Annotated in this window: 16 protein-coding genes; 8 read left to right on the top strand and 8 right to left on the bottom strand. The window is 70.7% G+C overall.

The features are described from left to right. Nucleotide 1: 1 nt before the first annotated feature. The 4 genes from KIH07_RS06980 (at nt 2) to KIH07_RS06965 (ending at nt 4,855) form a co-directional block, all read left to right on the top strand. Nucleotides 2–745, top strand: coding sequence for an IclR family transcriptional regulator (locus KIH07_RS06980; protein WP_226491280.1), 744 nt, complete (start codon nt 2–4; stop codon nt 743–745). A 199-nt stretch (nt 746–944) separates the two neighbouring features. Next, nucleotides 945–3,161 carry a malate synthase G gene (locus KIH07_RS06975; protein WP_226491279.1) on the top strand — a complete coding sequence of 739 codons (2,217 nt, stop codon included), beginning with the start codon at nt 945–947 and terminating at the stop codon, nt 3,159–3,161. A gap of 158 nt (nt 3,162–3,319) precedes the next feature. Next, complete coding sequence (locus KIH07_RS06970; RefSeq protein ID WP_226491278.1) at nt 3,320–3,619, top strand: hypothetical protein; 300 nt, start codon at nt 3,320–3,322, stop codon at nt 3,617–3,619. 123 nt (nt 3,620–3,742) lie between these two features. After that, the gene (locus KIH07_RS06965; RefSeq protein ID WP_226491277.1) at nt 3,743–4,855 is read left to right on the top strand and encodes a DUF2855 family protein; all 1,113 of its coding nucleotides are present in this window, start codon (nt 3,743–3,745) and stop codon (nt 4,853–4,855) included. Between the two features lie 23 nt (nt 4,856–4,878). On the opposite strand, the gene KIH07_RS06960 is transcribed toward KIH07_RS06965, so the two are convergent. Beyond that, nucleotides 4,879–5,292, bottom strand: a complete 414-nt coding sequence (locus KIH07_RS06960; protein WP_226491276.1) for a tautomerase family protein — start codon at nt 5,290–5,292, stop codon at nt 4,879–4,881. Between the two features lie 2 nt (nt 5,293–5,294). After that, on the bottom strand, nt 5,295–5,501 hold the full coding sequence (locus tag KIH07_RS06955) for a hypothetical protein (protein WP_226491275.1): 207 nt from the start codon (nt 5,499–5,501) through the stop codon (nt 5,295–5,297). A gap of 119 nt (nt 5,502–5,620) precedes the next feature. Here KIH07_RS06955 and KIH07_RS06950 point away from each other — a divergent pair, with 119 nt between their 5' ends. Next, nucleotides 5,621–6,526 carry a LysR family transcriptional regulator gene (locus KIH07_RS06950; RefSeq protein ID WP_226491274.1) on the top strand — a complete coding sequence of 302 codons (906 nt, stop codon included), beginning with the start codon at nt 5,621–5,623 and terminating at the stop codon, nt 6,524–6,526. 12 nt (nt 6,527–6,538) lie between these two features. Here KIH07_RS06950 and KIH07_RS06945 read toward each other — a convergent pair whose 3' ends face one another. Together KIH07_RS06945 and KIH07_RS06940 are read right to left on the bottom strand one after the other, a co-directional pair. Further along, nucleotides 6,539–7,849: a cytochrome c gene (locus KIH07_RS06945; RefSeq protein WP_226491273.1), complete on the bottom strand. Its 1,311-nt coding sequence runs from the start codon at nt 7,847–7,849 to the stop codon at nt 6,539–6,541. A gap of 35 nt (nt 7,850–7,884) precedes the next feature. Then, entirely contained in the window at nt 7,885–8,550 is a 666-nt protein-coding gene (locus KIH07_RS06940; protein ID WP_413465713.1) for a c-type cytochrome, read from the bottom strand. Between the two features lie 223 nt (nt 8,551–8,773). Between KIH07_RS06940 and KIH07_RS06935 the strand changes: the two genes are divergently transcribed. After that, on the top strand, nt 8,774–9,031 hold the full coding sequence (locus tag KIH07_RS06935) for a cysteine-rich CWC family protein (protein ID WP_226491272.1): 258 nt from the start codon (nt 8,774–8,776) through the stop codon (nt 9,029–9,031). Nucleotides 9,032–9,038: 7 nt separating this feature from the next. Here KIH07_RS06935 and KIH07_RS06930 read toward each other — a convergent pair whose 3' ends face one another. From KIH07_RS06930 to KIH07_RS06915, 4 genes are all read right to left on the bottom strand, one after another. Then, on the bottom strand, nt 9,039–9,338 hold the full coding sequence (locus KIH07_RS06930; protein ID WP_226491271.1) for a hypothetical protein: 300 nt from the start codon (nt 9,336–9,338) through the stop codon (nt 9,039–9,041). 32 nt (nt 9,339–9,370) lie between these two features. After that, nucleotides 9,371–10,876 (bottom strand): DegQ family serine endoprotease, encoded by a 1,506-nt coding sequence (locus KIH07_RS06925; protein ID WP_226491270.1) that lies wholly within the window; start codon nt 10,874–10,876, stop codon nt 9,371–9,373. A 767-nt stretch (nt 10,877–11,643) separates the two neighbouring features. Further along, entirely contained in the window at nt 11,644–12,978 is a 1,335-nt protein-coding gene (locus tag KIH07_RS06920; RefSeq protein WP_226491269.1) for an ATP-binding protein, read from the bottom strand. A gap of 132 nt (nt 12,979–13,110) precedes the next feature. Next, entirely contained in the window at nt 13,111–13,770 is a 660-nt protein-coding gene (locus KIH07_RS06915) for a response regulator transcription factor (RefSeq protein WP_226491268.1), read from the bottom strand. A gap of 149 nt (nt 13,771–13,919) precedes the next feature. On the opposite strand from KIH07_RS06915, the gene KIH07_RS06910 reads away from it, so the two are divergent. Beyond that, nucleotides 13,920–15,413, top strand: coding sequence for an MFS transporter (locus KIH07_RS06910; RefSeq protein WP_226491267.1), 1,494 nt, complete (start codon nt 13,920–13,922; stop codon nt 15,411–15,413). Between the two features lie 224 nt (nt 15,414–15,637). Further along, nucleotides 15,638–16,420 carry a class II glutamine amidotransferase gene (locus KIH07_RS06905; protein ID WP_226491266.1) on the top strand — a complete coding sequence of 261 codons (783 nt, stop codon included), beginning with the start codon at nt 15,638–15,640 and terminating at the stop codon, nt 16,418–16,420. The last annotated feature ends 3 nt before the right edge of the window (nt 16,421–16,423 follow it).

The raw sequence follows: 16,423 nt of genomic DNA, 5'->3' as shown, positions 1-16,423 counted from the left end.
CATGCCCCGCAAAGCCCAGACCCATTCCATGGCCGACGACAACGCCGCCCCCGGTGGCGCCGCGGCGGTCGACCGAGCGCTCTCGCTGCTGGGCGCGTTCCGCGCTGGCGACAACGCGCTGCCCCTGGCCGAGCTGGCCGAGCGCACGCGGCTCTACAAAAGCACGGCACTGCGGCTGCTGGCCTCGCTGGAGCACGCGCGGCTGCTGCAGCGGCTCGACGACGGCCGCTACGCGCTCGGCGGCGAGGTGGCGCGGCTGCACGGCATCTACGCCGCCTCGTTTTCGCTCGACCGCGTCGTGCTGCCGGTGTTGCGCGAGCTGGTGCGCCAGACCGGCGAAAGCGCGGCCTACCACGTGCGGCAAGGCCAGGCCCCGAACCAGACCCGGCTGTGCCTGTACCGGGTGGATTCGCCGCAGCCCGTGCGCGACCACATCCGGGCCGGCGAGGTGCTGCCGCTGAACCGGGGCAGCGGCGGGCGCGTGCTCACGGCCTTCGGCGCGTGCGACGACAGCCACCGCCCGACGCAGGGCGAAAAACGCATCAGCGCGACCATCCGCGAACAGGGCTACTGGATCGCCGAAGGGGACCGCCTGGCCGAGGTGGCGGGCATCTCCGCGCCGGTGTTCCACGCCGATGGCCGCATCGCTGCCGCCCTGACGCTGACCATGCCGGCCCACCGTTTTGAAGAGCGGCACGTCAAGCCGGTGCTGGCCGCCGCCCGCCGTCTGAGCGGGCAGGTCTGAAATCAGCCGACACCACCATTACCCCCATAAATGTCACTTATTCTTCGGCATCGAGTTGTTTAATACCAAACGAGGTATCAAATAACATGCTGTCGTGGCCCACGGTCGGTGCGCCCCGCGCTGGCCCGCCCGCGCCAGACGCCGCCGGCCCGGTTGGAAGCCCTTGCCCTTTTTCTGTTTTCTTTTTTCGAGGTCCGCCATGTCCGCATCCACCCCGCGCACCCCCGTCCACGGCCTGCAGGTCGCCACCGAGCTCTACGAGTTCATCAACAACAGCGTGCTGCCCGGCACCGGCGTGGCCAGCGCCACTTTCTGGAAAGGCTTTGACGCCATCGTGGCCGACCTGGCCCCGAAGAACGCCGCCCTGCTGGCCGAACGCGACCGCCTGCAGACCGAACTGGACACCTGGCACAGCGCCCACCCCGGCCCGATCACCGACATGGCGGCCTACCGCCAGTTCCTCGAATCCATCGGCTACCTGGTGCCCGAGCCCAAAAAGGTCAAGGCCACGACCCGCCATGTGGACGACGAGCTGGCCGTTCAGGCCGGGCCCCAGCTGGTGGTGCCGATCCTGAACGCGCGCTACGCGCTCAACGCCGCCAACGCCCGCTGGGGCAGCCTGTACGACGCGCTCTACGGCACCGACGTGCTGAGCGAAGACAAGGGCTGCGAGAAAGTCGGCAAGAAGGGTGGCTACAACCCCAAGCGCGGCGCCAAGGTCATCGAATACGCGCGCCACGTGCTCGACCGTTGCGCCCCGCTGAAGAAGGGTTCGCACGTCGGCTCCACCGGCTACAAGGTCAACAAGGACGGTGAACTCGTGGTCGGCCTGGCCGAAGGCGGCACCAGCAAACTGACCGACAAGAGCCAGTTTATCGGCTACCAGGGCGAGGCCAAGGCCCCGACCGCCGTGCTGCTCAAGCACAACGGCCTGCACCTGGAGATCCAGATCAACCGCGCCACGCCCATCGGCGCGAGCGACGCCGCCGGCGTGAGCGACCTCGTGGTGGAAGCCGCGCTCTCCACCATCCTCGACCTGGAAGACTCCGTGGCCGCGGTGGACGCACAAGACAAGGTGCTGGCCTACCGCAACTGGCTCGGCATCCTGCAGGGCACATTGACCGAATCGTTCGAAAAGGGCGGCAAGACGCTGACCCGCGGCCTGAACGCCGACCGCGAATACACGGCCCCGACCGGCAAGAAGGGCGTGCGCCTGCACGGCCGCTCGCTCATGTTCGTGCGCAACGTCGGCCACCTCATGACCAACCCCGCCGTGCTGTGGGGACCGGAAGGCCAAGAGATTCCCGAAGGCATCCTGGACGCGATGGTCACCACCACCATCGCCATGCACGACCTCAAGCGCACCAAGAAAGATCCGATCCGCAACTCGCGCAAGGGCTCGGTCTACATCGTCAAACCCAAGATGCACGGTCCCAAGGAAGTGGCCTTTGCCGGCGAGCTGTTCGGCCGCGTCGAGCAGGTGCTGGGTCTGAAAGAGAGCACGGTCAAGCTCGGCATCATGGACGAAGAGCGCCGCACCAGCGTCAACCTCAAAGCCTGCATCGCCGCCGCCGCCAGCCGCGTGGCCTTCATCAACACCGGCTTCCTGGACCGCACCGGCGACGAGATGCACAGCGCCATGCTGGCCGGCCCGATGGTGCGCAAGGGCGACATGAAGACCAGCGCCTGGATCCAGGCCTACGAGCGCAACAACGTGCTGGTGGGCCTGGCCTGTGGCCTGCGCGGCAAGGCCCAGATCGGCAAGGGCATGTGGGCCATGCCCGACCTGATGAAGGCCATGATGGAGCAGAAGATCGCCCATCCCAAGGCCGGTGCCAACACCGCCTGGGTGCCCAGCCCCACCGGCGCCACGCTGCACGCCCTGCACTACCACCAGGTGCTGGTGTCCGACGTGCAGAAGGAGCTGGAGAAGATCGACGCCACCAAGGAGCGCGACAACCTGCTCACCGGCCTGCTGACCATCCCCGTGGCCGCCAGCCCCAGCTGGAGCGCCGCCGAGAAGCAGCAGGAGCTGGACAACAACGCCCAGGGCATCCTGGGCTACGTGGTGCGCTGGGTCGACCAGGGCGTGGGCTGTTCCAAGGTGCCCGACATCCACAACGTGGGCCTGATGGAAGACCGCGCCACGCTGCGCATTTCCAGCCAGCACATGGCCAACTGGCTCAAACATGGCGTGGTGACCTTGCCTCAAGTGAAGGAAACCTTCGAGCGCATGGCCGCCGTGGTGGACCAGCAGAACGCCAGCGACCCGTTCTACAAGAAGATGGCCGGCAACTTCACCACCAGCATGGCCTACCAGGCCGCCTGCGACCTGGTGTTCAAGGGCCTGGCCCAGCCGAGCGGCTACACCGAGCCGCTGCTGCATGCCTGGCGCTTGAAAGTGAAGGCGGCCTGATCCCGCATGCACATTCCGGGAGAGGCGTCCCCTCTTGCCCCCTCTCCCTCTGGGAGAGGGCTGGGGGTGAGGGCTCTCCCCGAGCCAACCCTTCGTTCAAACGGCACCTTCGGGCGCCGTTTTGCATGGCGCAGAGAAGCCACGAAGACAATCGCGGCATGACGCTTCAATACCTGATCTTCGACGCCAGCGACGATGGCGAAGGCACTGGCACCTGGGACGCCATGGCCAGCGTGCGCGCGGCTGAGCTGCCCGCGGTGATGGCCGAGGTGCGGACCGTGCTGGACTGGGCCGAGCGCCACAGCCCCGGCCTGCGTGGCCCGCTGGACGAGGGCGGCACCTGGGACGCCGACCAGCAGGCGCAGACCGATGGCGGCTGGACCACGGTGACGCTGACGATCACCGGGCCCTGGGAATGGGGCGAGGCGCTGGTGGCGCATTTCACGCCGGCCGACTGAGCCCTCCCGGCGCTCCAGCCGCGCCGTCGCAGGGGCCGACGGCCCGCCGCTGTCACCCAGGTTTCAGCGCCGCCCGCCCGTCGCGGGGAGACTCGCCCTTCCACCATTCCCAGGAGACGCGCCATGCGCGATGCCCTCTCGGTCACGAGCCTGCGCACGCGCAAGGACGCGGTCGCCACCTCCCGCCTGGACACCGTGTCCATGCCCCTTCCGCTGCAGGCCGGCGAAGTCGTCTTCCGGCTGGACTGCTTCGCGCTCACCACCAACAACCTCACCTACGCCGCGTTCGGCGACAGCATGCACTACTGGGACCTGTTTCCCACCGGCGAGGCCGGCTGGGGGCAGATACCGGTGTGGGGGTTTGGCGATGTCGTGCTGTCCAGCGCCGAGGGCATCGCGGTGGGTGAACGCTTCTATGGGTTCTTCCCCATCGCCAGCCACCTCAAGGTGCGGGCCACCCGGGTGAAACCGCACGGCTTTTCCGACGCTGCCGAGCACCGCCAGCTCCTGGCGCCGGTGTACAACCATTACCAGCGCTGCAGCGCCGACCCGGCCCACCAGCCCGGGCTGGAGCACCCGCTGCTGGTGGTGCGCCCCTTGTTCACCACGTCCTTTGTCTGCGCGGATTTCCTGGCCGATCAGGCGTTTTTCGGCGCGCAGCAGGTGGTCATTTCCAGCGCGTCGAGCAAGACGGCCTATGGCACCGCCCATTGCCTGGGCGCGCACCCGGGCATCACGCGCATCGCCCTGACCTCGCCGCGCCACCAGGACTTTCTGCGCTCGCTCGGCTGTTACGACCGCGTGCTCGGCTACGACGAGCTGGCCAGCCTGCCGGCCACCACGCCCACGCTCTACCTCGATTTCGCCGGCAGCCCGGATGTGCGCGCGCAGGTGCGCGAGCACTTCGGGCCGGCGCTGGTGTACGACTGCGTGGTCGGCTCGGCGAACCCCAGCGGCGAGGCCACGGGGGTGCGCTGGCCGGATCCCCGCCCCACGTTCTTCTTCGCCCCGACGCAGATCCAGAAGCGCCGGGCCGACTGGGGCGCCGAGGGGTTCGAGCAGCGCCTGCGGGCCGCGCAGACGCGGTTCCTGCGCACGATCAGCGACCCGCACCAACCGTGGATGCAGATCCGGCACGGCCAGGGGTTCGCCGCCGCCAGCGAGGTGATTACCGAGCTGCAGGCCGGCCGCACCGACCCGCGCACAGCCCATGTGGTGAGCCTGGCGGACGCCTGACCGAGCAGCCCGGGCCTCTGGGCCTACCCACCCGTTGCGCTGGCCACCGGACCCGCGCGACGCGCCGCCTGGGTCTGCCCGCCATAGCCCCAGTCGCTGGCCGGCAGCTCGCGCACGATCACGTAGCTGGCCTCTTCGAGCGCGCCATCGGGGGCGAGCTGGCGCCGCAGTTCGTTGAACGCGGCCCCGATGAAGCGCGCTTTCTGCGCCTCGGTATTGGTGCCCGCTGTGACGCTGATCTCCAGCAGCGCCGTGGCTCCCTGCACCGTGCGCCCACCCACGGCCCAGCGCGCCAGCGGCAGGTCATCGATCACCACCGCCGTGACTTCGGGCCGTTTGCCCAGGGTGTCGGCGGTGATGGCGGTCAGCGCGGCGGCCAGGGCCTGGTAGCGCTCGGGGTTCTGCAGCGGGGCGATCTTGAGGAGCAAGGTGGGCATGCTCAGGCCTTCCGAGCGGCGGCGCAGGCGCTGAACGGCGCGGTCGGCGTCTGTGCCCGCGTGGCGGCCCGCCAGATGCGGCGCCACCCGCCCGTGCCAAAGGCGCGCTGCTCGGCCCGGCGCTGGCGCTCGGCCTGGGCCCGCAGGCCGTCGAGCAGGGCCGCGTAGGCCTGGGGGGAAAGGGTCTGGTGGAGGTGCTCGGTGTTCATGGTGAAGCTCCTTTGAGGGGGTGCCTGAACTCTAGGCAAGGCCGGGTTCCGGGGAAACGGCATGCGGTTCAAAAGCGTTTTGCGCCCGGCGCAAAACCACCTGGCCTACCATCGCGGTCATGAACGATCTGGCCTTCGACGACCTCCAGCTGTTCGCCCGCGTCGCGGCACTGCGCAACCTGTCGGCCGTGGCGCGCGAACGCGATGTGCCGGTGAGCCAGATTTCCCGCGCGCTCACCCGCATCGAAAAGACCTGCGCGGCGCGCCTGATCCACCGCTCCACCCACGGGCTCGCGCTCACCGCCGAGGGCGAGACCTTTCTGGACTATTGCCACCGCATCACCGGCACGCTGGAACAGCTGGAGAGCGAGTTCGCCACTCAGGCCGGCGAAGCGCGCGGCCTGGTGCGCGTGGCGGTCAGCTCCGTGATGGCGCAGTACCTGCTGCTGCCCAGCCTGCAGGCCCTGAACGAGCGACACCCGCAGCTGCGCCTGGAGCTGGAGGTGAGCGACCGGATGGCCGATCTGGCACGCGATGGCATCGACATCGCCATCCGCACCAGCACCTCGCTGCCCGAGACCCTGGTGGCGCGGCAGATCGGGCTGCTGGGCCGTGCGCTGTACGCGGCGCCGGACTACGCCGCCCGGGCCGGCCTGCCCCGGCACCCCGACGAACTGTGCGAGCACCGGCTCATCGTCAACAGCGCCGCCCCCCACCTCAACCACTGGCCGTTCATCGTGGACGGGGCCCCGGTGCGGCTGACGGCCGAAGGCTACTGGCGCGCCAACGACACCGGCCTGGCGGCCAACATGGTGCTGGAGGGCCTGGGCATCGGCCGGCTCGCCACGGTGGCCGCCGACCCGCTGGTGCGGCAGGGGCGGCTGGTGCCGGTGCTGGCCGATTGCATCGACCCCCAGCCGGTGCCGGTCTACGCCGTCATCGCCAGCGCGCGCCAGCGGCTGCCGAAGATCAAGGCCTGCATCGACTTCTGGGCCGAGTGGATCGCCGGCGGGCACGCCGCTTAGCGCGCAAGCCTTTCAGCGCAGCCGCTGCACCTCCAGCGGCGACACCGCCGCGGCCTGGTTGCCCCAGCTCTGGCGCGCGTAGGTGATCACGGCGGCGATCTCGGCGTCGCTGAGCAGGGTGCGGTAGGGCGGCATGCCGTAGGGCCGGGGGTTGCCGGCGGTGGCGGGGGCGAAGCCGCCGTTGAGAACGGCCTGCACCGGGTTGACCGCTGAGGCCAGGGTGAGCGCGCGGTTGCCGGCCAGCGGCGGGTAGGCCTGGCGCGCGCCTTCGCCCTGGGCGCCATGGCAGTCGGTGCATTGCGCCTCGTAGACCCGCTGGCCGAGCGCCAGCTGCGCCGAGGCGGCGCGCGGCGCGGCCGGTGGCGGTGCCCCAGCGTCGAGGCCCAGGCTGCGCAGGTAGCGGGCCATGGCGCGCAGGTCGGCGTCGCTCAGGTGCTGGGTGCTGTGGAACACCACCTCGGCCATCGGCCCCATGGCCGCGCCCTTGGCCGCGCCGGTGCCGCCGTGCGCCACGCCGGTCTTGAGCAGGTCCACGATGTCCTGCGCCGCCCAGTCGGCCAGGCCCGCTTCGAAGCGGTTGCGCAGCGACGGCGCGTACCAGCCCTGCCCGGCCATGAGCCCGCCGTCGAACTCGCGCCCCGCCGCCACGCCGCCGAGCGCATCGCGCGGGGCGTGGCAGGCCGCGCAGTGGGCCAGCCCGCGCACCAGGTAGGCGCCGCGGTTCCAGTCGGCCGGCTGCGCAGGGTCGGGCTGGAAACCGCCTGGTTCGAAATACAGCGCGCGCCAGACCGCCAGCGCGGCCCGGGTGCGGTAGGGAAAGCGCAGCGCATGGGGCCGATTGGGCTGCGCCACCGGCGGCAGGCTGCGCAGGAAGGCGTGCAGCGCATCGCTGTCTTCGCGGCCGATCTGGGTGAAGCTGGTGTAGGGAAACGCGGGGTAGAGCAACCGGCCGTCGCGCGACTGGCCATGGTGCAGGGCGCGCCAGAAGGCCTCGGCGCTCCAGCGGCCCAGGCCATGCTCGGGGTCGGGCGTGAGGTTGCCGGCGAACACGGTGCCAAAGGGTGTCTCGATGCCGCGCCCGCCCGCGTAGGGCGGGCCGCCGCGCGTGGTGTGGCAGGCGGCGCAGTTGCCGGCCCGCGCCAGGTAGGCGCCGCGCGCGACCAGTGCCGGGTCGGCGGGCGCGGGTGCTGCGGTCAGCGGTGGCAGCGCCTCGGCGCTGAGCTGCCGCGCCAGCAGCACCGCGAGCGTGACCAACAGCAGCAGTGCCGCGCCCAGCGCGACGGCGAGCAGGCGGCGCACCACGGCAGGGTTCGCGGCGTTCATGGGCGGACCTCCGCCCTGCAGGCTGCGGTGCGGGCTCATCGCGCCACGCTCCCGCAACGCATCGGCAGCGGCTGGGCCGACGGCGCGACGGCATGCGTGTCGGCGGGCAGCGGCTGGGCCGAGAGCCAGGTGGCGAGCGCGCCCACGTCGTCGGGCGTCAGGCCCTTGGCGATCTGCGCCATGCAGTCGGGCGCGTGCGCATGGCGCAGGCCGGTTTGCCAGGCGCCGAGTTGCCCGATCAGGTAGTCGCGCGGCAGGCCGAGCAGGCCGGGGATGGCGGGCTGCCTTCCGGTGAGCGCCTGGCCGTGGCAGTCCGCGCAGGCGGGCAGTTGGCGCGCCGGGTCGCCGCGCCGGATCAGCGCCTCGCCGCGCGCGAGCTGATCGCGGGGCGCGTTGACCGTCTGTGGCGGCGGGTACGGCAGATCGAGGCCCGCGAAGTGGTCGGCGATCTCGCGCAGGTAGCTGTCGGACAGGTTGTCGAGCAGCGTGGCCATGCCGGGGTTCTGGCGTCGGCCGTCGCGGAAGTGGGTGAGCTGGTTGTAGAGGTAACCCGCCGGCTTGCCCGCAATGCGCGGAAAGTAGCCGGCGTTGGTGGCGCGGCCTTCCTTGCCGTGGCACAGGGTACAGGCCATGGCGCGCTGGGCGAGGGTGTCGGGCACAGTGCGCGCGGGGGCGTCGGCCGCCAGGCCCAGGACGGGCACACTCCACAGCCAGAACCAAAGGCCCAACAGACCCCACCCTGCCGGGCCCCGGCGGGCGGAGCGCGCGGACCGGTGCGGCGGACAGATGGGGCGCATGAACATTCCAGGGGGAGGCGGCAGGCGCCCGGCGGGCAGCGGTGGCGGGCGGGTTTCGGGGAGCTCGAAAATACCATACCGCCCAGTGCACAGCCTCGCTAAACTGGCCCATTCCCTTCCCGCACCCATGCCCACCGACGCCCGATTCCCCGACCCCACCCGCTGCCCGCTGTGCGGCGAGGACAACCGCTGCGCGATGGAGGTCGAGCGGGAAACCGGCCTGCCGCAGGCGCCGTGCTGGTGCACCTCGCAGCGCTTCAGCGCCGAGCTGCTGGACCGCCTGCCCACCGAGGCGCGGGGCAAGGCCTGCATCTGCGGCGCCTGCCTCGCGGCGTTCGACCAGCGCCCCACCGGCCCGGCCACGCCGCCAGACCCGGCGCCGTGATCCGCCTTCAGCTCACGGCAAACGCCAGCACCAGCGCTCCCAGGGCGAGCAGGCCCAGCGCACCGATGAACACGTTTTCGGCCAGCGACTCGAAGCGCGCCGCCCGCCCGTGCACGCGCATGGACAGGAACGACAACACCGCGCTGACGAGGAACACCAGCGCGTCCACCGCGAGCAGCTTGTCCACCACCATCCGCCCGGCGCTGAAGGGGCTGAGCAGGCTGATGTAGAGCGCGGTCAGGCAGACCCCGATCATGGTGGCCGAGGTCGGCAGGATGTGGGCCGACAGGCCGGTGCCACGAGGCACCGGGCCCGCCCCTGTACTTCCAGTGCCCGCCATCAGCCGAGCCGCACCGGCACGAAGATCGTGTCGCCCTCGCGCCGGATCAGCAGCGCCACCGATTTCGGCGACTTCGCCACCACCGCGCGCACCTGCTCGACGCTCTGCACCGGCGTGCCGTTCACGGCCATCAGCAGGTCGCCCGGCATCACCCCCGCACGTTCGGCGGGGCCGCCCACGCCCTCCACCACCAGGCCCGCGCTCACGCCGGACTGGCGTTTTTCCTGCGGCTGCAGCGGGCGCAGGGCCAGGCCGAGCCTGCCCTGGCCCACGCCGTCGCCGGCCTGCGCCACCTGGGCCTTTTTGTCGCTGGCGTCGCCCAGCTTCGCGGTGAGCGTCTCGCGCTGGCCCTGGCGCCAGACCTCCAGCGCCATCTGGCTGCCCGGGATGGACTGGCCGATCAGCGCCGGCAGATCCCCCGAGGCCACGATGCGCTGGCCGTTCGCCTGGCGGATCACGTCGCCCGGCTTCAGACCGGCCTTGTCGGCCGGGCCACCGGGCTCCACGCTGGCGACCAGCGCGCCTTCGGGCCGGTCGAGCTTGAAGGAGTCGGCCAGGGCCTGGTTCACCTCCTGCACCGTCACGCCCAGGCGCGCGTGGCTGGCCTTGCCGGTGGCCACGATCTGGTCCTTGACCTGCGTGACCAGCTCGATGGGAATGGCGAACGACAGGCCCTGGTAACCGCCGGACTGGCTGTAGATTTGCGAGTTGATGCCCACCACCTCACCGCGGCTGTTGAACAGCGGCCCGCCCGAGTTGCCCGGGTTCACCGCCACGTCGGTCTGGATGAAGGGCACGAAGCTGTCATCGGGCAGCGAGCGGCCCTTGGCGCTGACCACGCCCGCGGTCACGCTGTTCTCGAAGCCAAAGGGCGAGCCGATGGCCAGCACCCACTCGCCCACCTTGAGGTCGCGCGTGCTGCCCATCGGCACGGTGGGCAGGTCCTTGGCGTCGATCCTCAACACGGCCACGTCGGTCTTCGGGTCCGAGCCCAGCACCTTGGCCTTGAACTCACGCCGGTCGGTGAGCTTGACAATCACCTCGCTGGCGTCGCGCACCACGTGGGCGTTGGTGAGGATCAGGCCGTCGGCGCTGATGATGAAGCCCGAGCCCTGACCGTGCACCGGGGTGTCGCGCTGGTCGGGCATGCCACCGCCTGGGCCCTGGAAGCGGCGGAAGAATTCAAAGAACGGATCGTTGGGGTCGATGCCGGGCGGCAAGCCGCGCGCCGCGGCAGCCTCTTCGCCCTCGGCGGACGCGTGGCGCACACCGCTGACGCTGATGTTGACCACGGCCGGTCCGTAGCGCTCGGTGATCTTTGAAAAATCGGGCGCGCCCTGCAGACTGACCGGCTGGGCGGCGCTGCTGCTGGCCACCGGCGCGCTGACAGGCGCCTCGGCCCGCGCGAGGCCGCCGACCACATAGGTGGCCCCGGCGCCGCCCAGCACACCAGCGGTGAGCAGGGCCAGCACGAGGCGGGCGGGTGTGAGGTTTCGGGTGTTCATGTGTGCTCCTTGTGAAGCCATGGGTTGGACATGGCGTCACTGTCGAAGCAGACACTTAGACCGGGCTTAAGAACCACTGCTGGCAGGGTCTTGCCCCTCTTCCGTTTGGGGCACGCGGGTACCGCAATGGAGGTGCAGCACCTCGCGTGCTGCGGCAGGCGCTGCCCGGCGGGGGCTCATACTGGGACGGTCGGCGCTTTGCGCCGACTCCGCTGCGCCCACCAGCCTGGAGCCGGCGCAGCCAAACTCGCTGCGTTCGCTTACGCTCTCTCCGCTCAAACAATGGCCGCGAGTCAGAAACGAAGCGCGCACTTGCGCGCCCGGCCCCAGGCTGGCGGTCACAGCCGCCCCAGAAATCGCCCCCACCGGACAGCGCCTGCCGCAGCAAGAAGTGAAGTGGCTCTCCACGGGTGGTGAACCCACTCCTTTGTCGCCAAGGCGTGCGCGGGCAGGCCGCAGCGCGCCGTGTGAGGCGCCGAGAAGCGCAGTGGCCGTGGCCGCGCGCGCAGCGCGCTTCGTTGTCTGACTCGTCGCACTTGTCTGAGCGGAGAGAGCGCCAGCGAACGCAGCGAGTTGTGCGACGGGCCACGGCCGCGAGCATCGCAGGGGAGTCGGCGCTCAGCGCCGACCGCCTCGCCCAAGCGCTGCGGCCTGCCCGCGCACGCCTTGGCACGCGAGGTGCCACGAACGCGAACCGCAGCACGACCAGCCCTTCACCCCAAAAAAGCAAAAGGCAAGACCTTAAAAAGCCTGACCCCAAGCCCCACTCACCCCATGGCGCCCGGGTGGAAGACCACCCGCACACGCAGGCCACCCAGCGCTGGCGAGGTGTCCAGCTGCAGCGTGGCGCCGTGCAGATCGGCCACCGCCTTGACGATGGCCAGACCGAGGCCACTGCCCGCGGAGGCCGCGTCCGGCACGCGGTAGAAGCGGTCCAGCACACGCTCGCGTTCGGTCTCGGGAATGCCCGGTCCGCTGTCTTCCACGCTGAGCTCCAGCGCGCCGGCACCGGCCCGCAGCGCCACATCGACCCGCCCGCCCGCCGGGGTGTACTTGACCGCGTTCTCCAGCAGGTTGCGCACCAGGATGCGCAGCGCCTCGGCGTGGCCGCTCACCCGCGCGACCTCGGCCTGGACCAGGCCGAGGTCGATGCTGCGCACCTGAGCCGCGGGTGCCATCTCGGCCACGGCCAGGCGCACCAGCTCGTCCAGCGCCACCGGCTCGGGCCGCACGCCCGAGGCCGCACTGGCCTGCTGGCGCGCCAGCACCAGCAACTGCTCGATCAGCCGCGTGGCGCGGTCGATGCCCGAGCCCAGGCGCTCCAGCGCGCGCTCGCGGGTGATGTCGTCGGACGCCCTTTGCAGGCCCTGCACCTGCAGCTTGAGCGCGGCCAGCGGCGAGCGCAGTTCGTGCGCGGCGTCGGCCACGAAGCGCTGCTGCGCGTCGAAAGCCTGCGCCACGCGGCGCAGCAGGCCGTTGAACTCGTGCACCAACGGGCGCACCTCGTCGGGCAGGTCGGTCTCGGTGAGCTCGGTCAGGTCGTCGGCCTGGCGCTGCGCCACCTGGCGCCGCGCGCGCGCCACTGGCGCCAGCGAGGTGCTGACCACCCAGCCCACCAGCAGCATGAGCAGCGGCGCCAGCAGCAGGATCGGTACCGCCGTGCGCAGCGCGAGCGAACCGGCCATGCGTTGGCGCACCGCCAGGTCCTGCGCCACCTGGATCACGAAGCTGCGCGCCTGCACCGAAAACACGCGGTAACGCGTGCCGTGCGCCAGCACATCGGTGAAGCCCAACACCGCGCGCTGCGGCAGCTCGGCGCGCGCGGCCGACTCAAACACCAGCTCGCCATCGAGCGTCCAGATCTGCAGCACGAAGTCGAAGTCCTGCCCCTCGGCGGGCACGGGGATCACGCCGGTGACGAGGCCCTGCGGCAGGCCGGCGCGCAGCGACAGCGCGGTCTGCTGCATGTGGTAGTCAAAAATCTCGTCGGCCTCGGCCCGCGCGGCCCGCCAGGCCAGCCCCGCCTGCAACAGCGCCGTGGCCAGGATGGCCAGCAGCACGAAGACGAGCAGCCGGGCGCGCAAGGAAGTCGGGTAGCGCATCACGTCAGCACTCCGGCCCAGGTGCAGACGGCGCGCGGTGCATTCGCCCAGAGGTGCCGTGGAACCGGCTTCGCCGGGCCACAGGCACCGTCCCCCCACCGGGGGGAAGACGCGAAGCGGCGCAGGGGGGGCTCATACCTTCTTCACCATGTAGCCCACGCCGCGCACGTTCTGGATCAGTTCGGCCCCGAGCTTCTTGCGCAGGCCGTGGATGTAGACCTCCACCGCGTTGGAGCTGACCTCGTCTTTCCAGCCGTAGAGCTTTTCCTCCAGCTGCGCCCGCGAGAGCACCAGGCCGGGCCGCGCCAGCAGGGGTTCGAGCACCGCCCATTCGCGCGCCGACAGCACCACCGGCTGGCCGTTCACCGTGACCTCGCGTGTGGCCGGGTCGATGCTCACGCCCTGGTGCTCGTACACCGGCTCGGCGCGCCCGGCGGCGCGGCGCAGCAGGGCGCGGATGCGCGCGAGCAGTTCGTCCATGTCGTAGGGCTTGAGCACGTAGTCGTCGGCCCCGGCGTCCAGGCCTTCGATGCGCTGCTGCACCGAGTCGCGCGCGGTGGCGATGAGCACCGGCAGGCGGTTCTTGCGCGCGCGCAGCGCCCGCAGCACCGACAGGCCATCGCGCCGGGGCAGGCCCAGGTCGAGCAGCAGCAGGTCGTAGTCCTGCGTGCGCAGCGCCGTGTCGGCCAGCTCGCCGTCTTTCACCCAGTCCACCGCGTAGTGTTCGGCGCGCAGCAGATCGAGCACGGTCTCACCGATCATCGTGTCGTCTTCAACCAGCAGCAGCCGCATGGTGGATTCCTTCGGAAGTCCGGGGCCGAACGGCCCACACGGTCATTCTGCCAGCGCTCCCCAAGCCAAACTTAGGCGAAACTGAGGCCGCACCCGGCGCCGGGAATTGCGCGGGCGGTTATCGTTGCAGCCTTCCCACCCTCCCCGCCATGACACCGCCCCCCGACCACTCCATCACCGCACTGCGCGAACGCTACGGCGCGCGCTACCGCTGGTTGCTGCTGCTCTCGGTGATGGTGGGCACGATGGCGGCCATCATGTCCTCGACCATCATCAACGTGGCGATCCCCGACATGAGCCAGCACTTCACGCTGGGCCAGGAGCGTGCGCAGTGGGTCACCTCGGGCTTCATGGCGGCCATGACCGTGTCCATGCTGACCACGCCCTGGCTGCTTGCGCGCCATGGCTACCGGCGCACCTACGCGGGCTGCATGTGGCTGCTGATGGCCGGTGGCGTGGCCGGCGGTTTCGCCAACCACTTCCCGCTCGTGCTGGCCGCGCGCGTGGCCGAGGGCCTGGCCGCTGGGGTGGTGCAGCCCATCCCGGCCATCATCATCCTGCGAGCCTTCGAGCCGCACGAGCAGGGCCGTGCCAGCGGCATCTTCGGCATGGGCGTGGTGCTGGCCCCGGCCATCGGCCCCAGCATCGGCGGCCTGCTGGTCGATGGCTTTGGCTGGCGCTCAATCTTCTTCATGGTGGTGCCGTTCTGCCTGGCCTCGCTCTGGCTGGCGCGCCGATTCGTGCCCACCACCTCGCCGGGCGGCGTCGCAGCCAACCCCCAAGGCGCGGGGCTGGACTGGCGCGGCCTGCTGCTGGCCGCCGCGGGCACGCTGTGCCTGCTCAACGGCCTGGTGCAGCTGCAGGGCGACACCCCGGCCCAGGGCCTGGCCCTGCTGGGCGGCGCGCTGGCGCTGCTGCTGCTCTTCGTGTGGCTGCAGCGGCGCACGCTCAAGGCCCGCCACCACCGGCCCGGCGAGGGTGCGGACCCCCTGATGAACCTCTCGATGTTCGCCGACCGGCGTTTCGCCATGGGCAGCATCGTGGCCTTCATCTATGGCATTGCGCTGTTCGGCTCCACCTACCTGCTGCCGGTCTACATGCAGATGGGTCTGGGCCTGTCGCCGTCCTACGTGGGCAGCATCCTGCTGCCGGCCGGGCTGGTGCTGGCGGTCACGATCGCCATCGTGGGCCGCCTGGCCGACCGGCAGCCCACGCACCGGCTGGTGAGCGTGGGCCTGGTGCTGCTGGCGGCCTCGTTCGCGCTGATGGCGACCATCGACCTGCGCCAGCCCACGCAGATCATCCCCCTGCTGGTGAGCTGGGCCATCCTGGGGCGCATCGGCCTGGGCTTCATCCTGCCCTCGCTCAACATCGGCGCCATGCGCGGCCTGGAGCGCAGCCACATCCCGCAGGGTTCGAGCGTGATCAACTTCCTGCGCATGCTCGGCGGCGCGGCCGGCGTGAGCCTGTGCGGCATCGTGCTCGAATGGCGCGTGGCCGCCCACGGCTTCCGCCTGGACACCGCCAACACCAGCCCCGAGCGGCTGGCGGCGTTCAGCGAGACCTTTCTGATGCTCGCGGCCATCTGCGCGCTGGCCTTGGGGGCGGCCTGGAAGCTGCGTGCGCAGCGCGAGGCAGACTGATCCCACGGTGGACCCGCGCAACCCGGCCGAAGCGGCTCCGCCCCACGGCGAACAGTCCGTCGCACAATACGAGCTTCACCACCACCAAGCCTCCGACCGAGGCGCAGCGCTGGAGCGAAGAAGCCTCGTCCAGCACGCACCGTGGAACCGGCTTTGCCGGGCCACCAGTGCGGTCCCCCCTTCCAGGGGGGAAGCCGCGCAGCGGCGCAGGGGGGTCATTCCACATGTGCCAACTGCTGGGTCTCAACTGCGCCACCCCCACCGACGCCTCGTTCAGCTTCACCGGCTTTTGCCAGCGCGGGGGCGCCACCGACCACCACGCCGACGGCTGGGGCATTGCCTTCTTTGAAGGCCGCGGTCTGCGGCTGTTCGTGGACCACCAGTGCGCCGCCGAATCGCGCATGGCCGAGTTCCTGCGCAGCTACCCGCTCAAGAGCCGCAACATCATTGCCCACGTGCGCAAGGCCACCATCGGCGACGTGCGGCTGGAAAACGCCCACCCGTTCTCGCGCGAGCTCTGGGGCCGGCACTGGGTGTTCGCCCACAACGGCGACCTCAAGGACTACCACCCGAAGCTGCACGGCCAGTTCCAGCCCGTGGGCACCACCGACAGCGAGCGCGCGTTCTGCTGGTTGCTGCAGGAACTGGCCAAGTCGCACGCCGGCCTGCCCAGCATCGAAGAGCTCACGCTGACCCTGCACGAGCTCCTGCCCCAGGTGCGGCGCTTTGGCAGCGTCAATTTCCTGCTCTCCAACGGCGACGCGCTGTGGGCGCACTGCAGCACCAAGCTGCACTACCTGGTGCGCCAGCACCCGTTCACCCAGGCCACGCTGATGGACCAGGACTGGACGGTGAACTTCGCCGAGCTCAACCAGCCCGGCGACCGCGCCGCGGTGATCGTCACCACCCCGCTGACCCGCAACGAACAGTGGACCGCCTTCGAGCCCGACGAGCTCAAGGTGTTCGTGGACGGGCTGCCGCTGGCAGTGGCGCGGAGCGCGGCATGAGCG

The organism is Hydrogenophaga taeniospiralis (genome assembly GCF_020510445.1).
GTDB lineage: Bacteria > Pseudomonadota > Gammaproteobacteria > Burkholderiales > Burkholderiaceae_C > Hydrogenophaga.
Note: the sequence above shows the minus strand (reverse complement) of the source record. Positions and strands in the feature narration are given on the sequence as shown.

What these genes read in the sequence shown, in the direction of transcription:
- KIH07_RS06980 (WP_226491280.1), top strand. Translation starts at nt 2, where the DNA reads ATGCCCCGCAAAGCCCAGACCCATTCCATGGCCGACGACAACGCCGCC.
- KIH07_RS06975 (WP_226491279.1), top strand. Translation starts at nt 945, where the DNA reads ATGTCCGCATCCACCCCGCGCACCCCCGTCCACGGCCTGCAGGTCGCC.
- KIH07_RS06970 (WP_226491278.1), top strand. Translation starts at nt 3,320, where the DNA reads ATGACGCTTCAATACCTGATCTTCGACGCCAGCGACGATGGCGAAGGC.
- KIH07_RS06965 (WP_226491277.1), top strand. Translation starts at nt 3,743, where the DNA reads ATGCGCGATGCCCTCTCGGTCACGAGCCTGCGCACGCGCAAGGACGCG.
- KIH07_RS06960 (WP_226491276.1), bottom strand. Translation starts at nt 5,292, where the DNA reads ATGCCCACCTTGCTCCTCAAGATCGCCCCGCTGCAGAACCCCGAGCGC.
- KIH07_RS06955 (WP_226491275.1), bottom strand. Translation starts at nt 5,501, where the DNA reads ATGAACACCGAGCACCTCCACCAGACCCTTTCCCCCCAGGCCTACGCG.
- KIH07_RS06950 (WP_226491274.1), top strand. Translation starts at nt 5,621, where the DNA reads ATGAACGATCTGGCCTTCGACGACCTCCAGCTGTTCGCCCGCGTCGCG.
- KIH07_RS06945 (WP_226491273.1), bottom strand. Translation starts at nt 7,849, where the DNA reads ATGAACGCCGCGAACCCTGCCGTGGTGCGCCGCCTGCTCGCCGTCGCG.
- KIH07_RS06935 (WP_226491272.1), top strand. Translation starts at nt 8,774, where the DNA reads ATGCCCACCGACGCCCGATTCCCCGACCCCACCCGCTGCCCGCTGTGC.
- KIH07_RS06925 (WP_226491270.1), bottom strand. Translation starts at nt 10,876, where the DNA reads ATGAACACCCGAAACCTCACACCCGCCCGCCTCGTGCTGGCCCTGCTC.
- KIH07_RS06920 (WP_226491269.1), bottom strand. Translation starts at nt 12,978, where the DNA reads ATGCGCTACCCGACTTCCTTGCGCGCCCGGCTGCTCGTCTTCGTGCTG.
- KIH07_RS06915 (WP_226491268.1), bottom strand. Translation starts at nt 13,770, where the DNA reads ATGCGGCTGCTGCTGGTTGAAGACGACACGATGATCGGTGAGACCGTG.
- KIH07_RS06910 (WP_226491267.1), top strand. Translation starts at nt 13,920, where the DNA reads ATGACACCGCCCCCCGACCACTCCATCACCGCACTGCGCGAACGCTAC.
- KIH07_RS06905 (WP_226491266.1), top strand. Translation starts at nt 15,638, where the DNA reads ATGTGCCAACTGCTGGGTCTCAACTGCGCCACCCCCACCGACGCCTCG.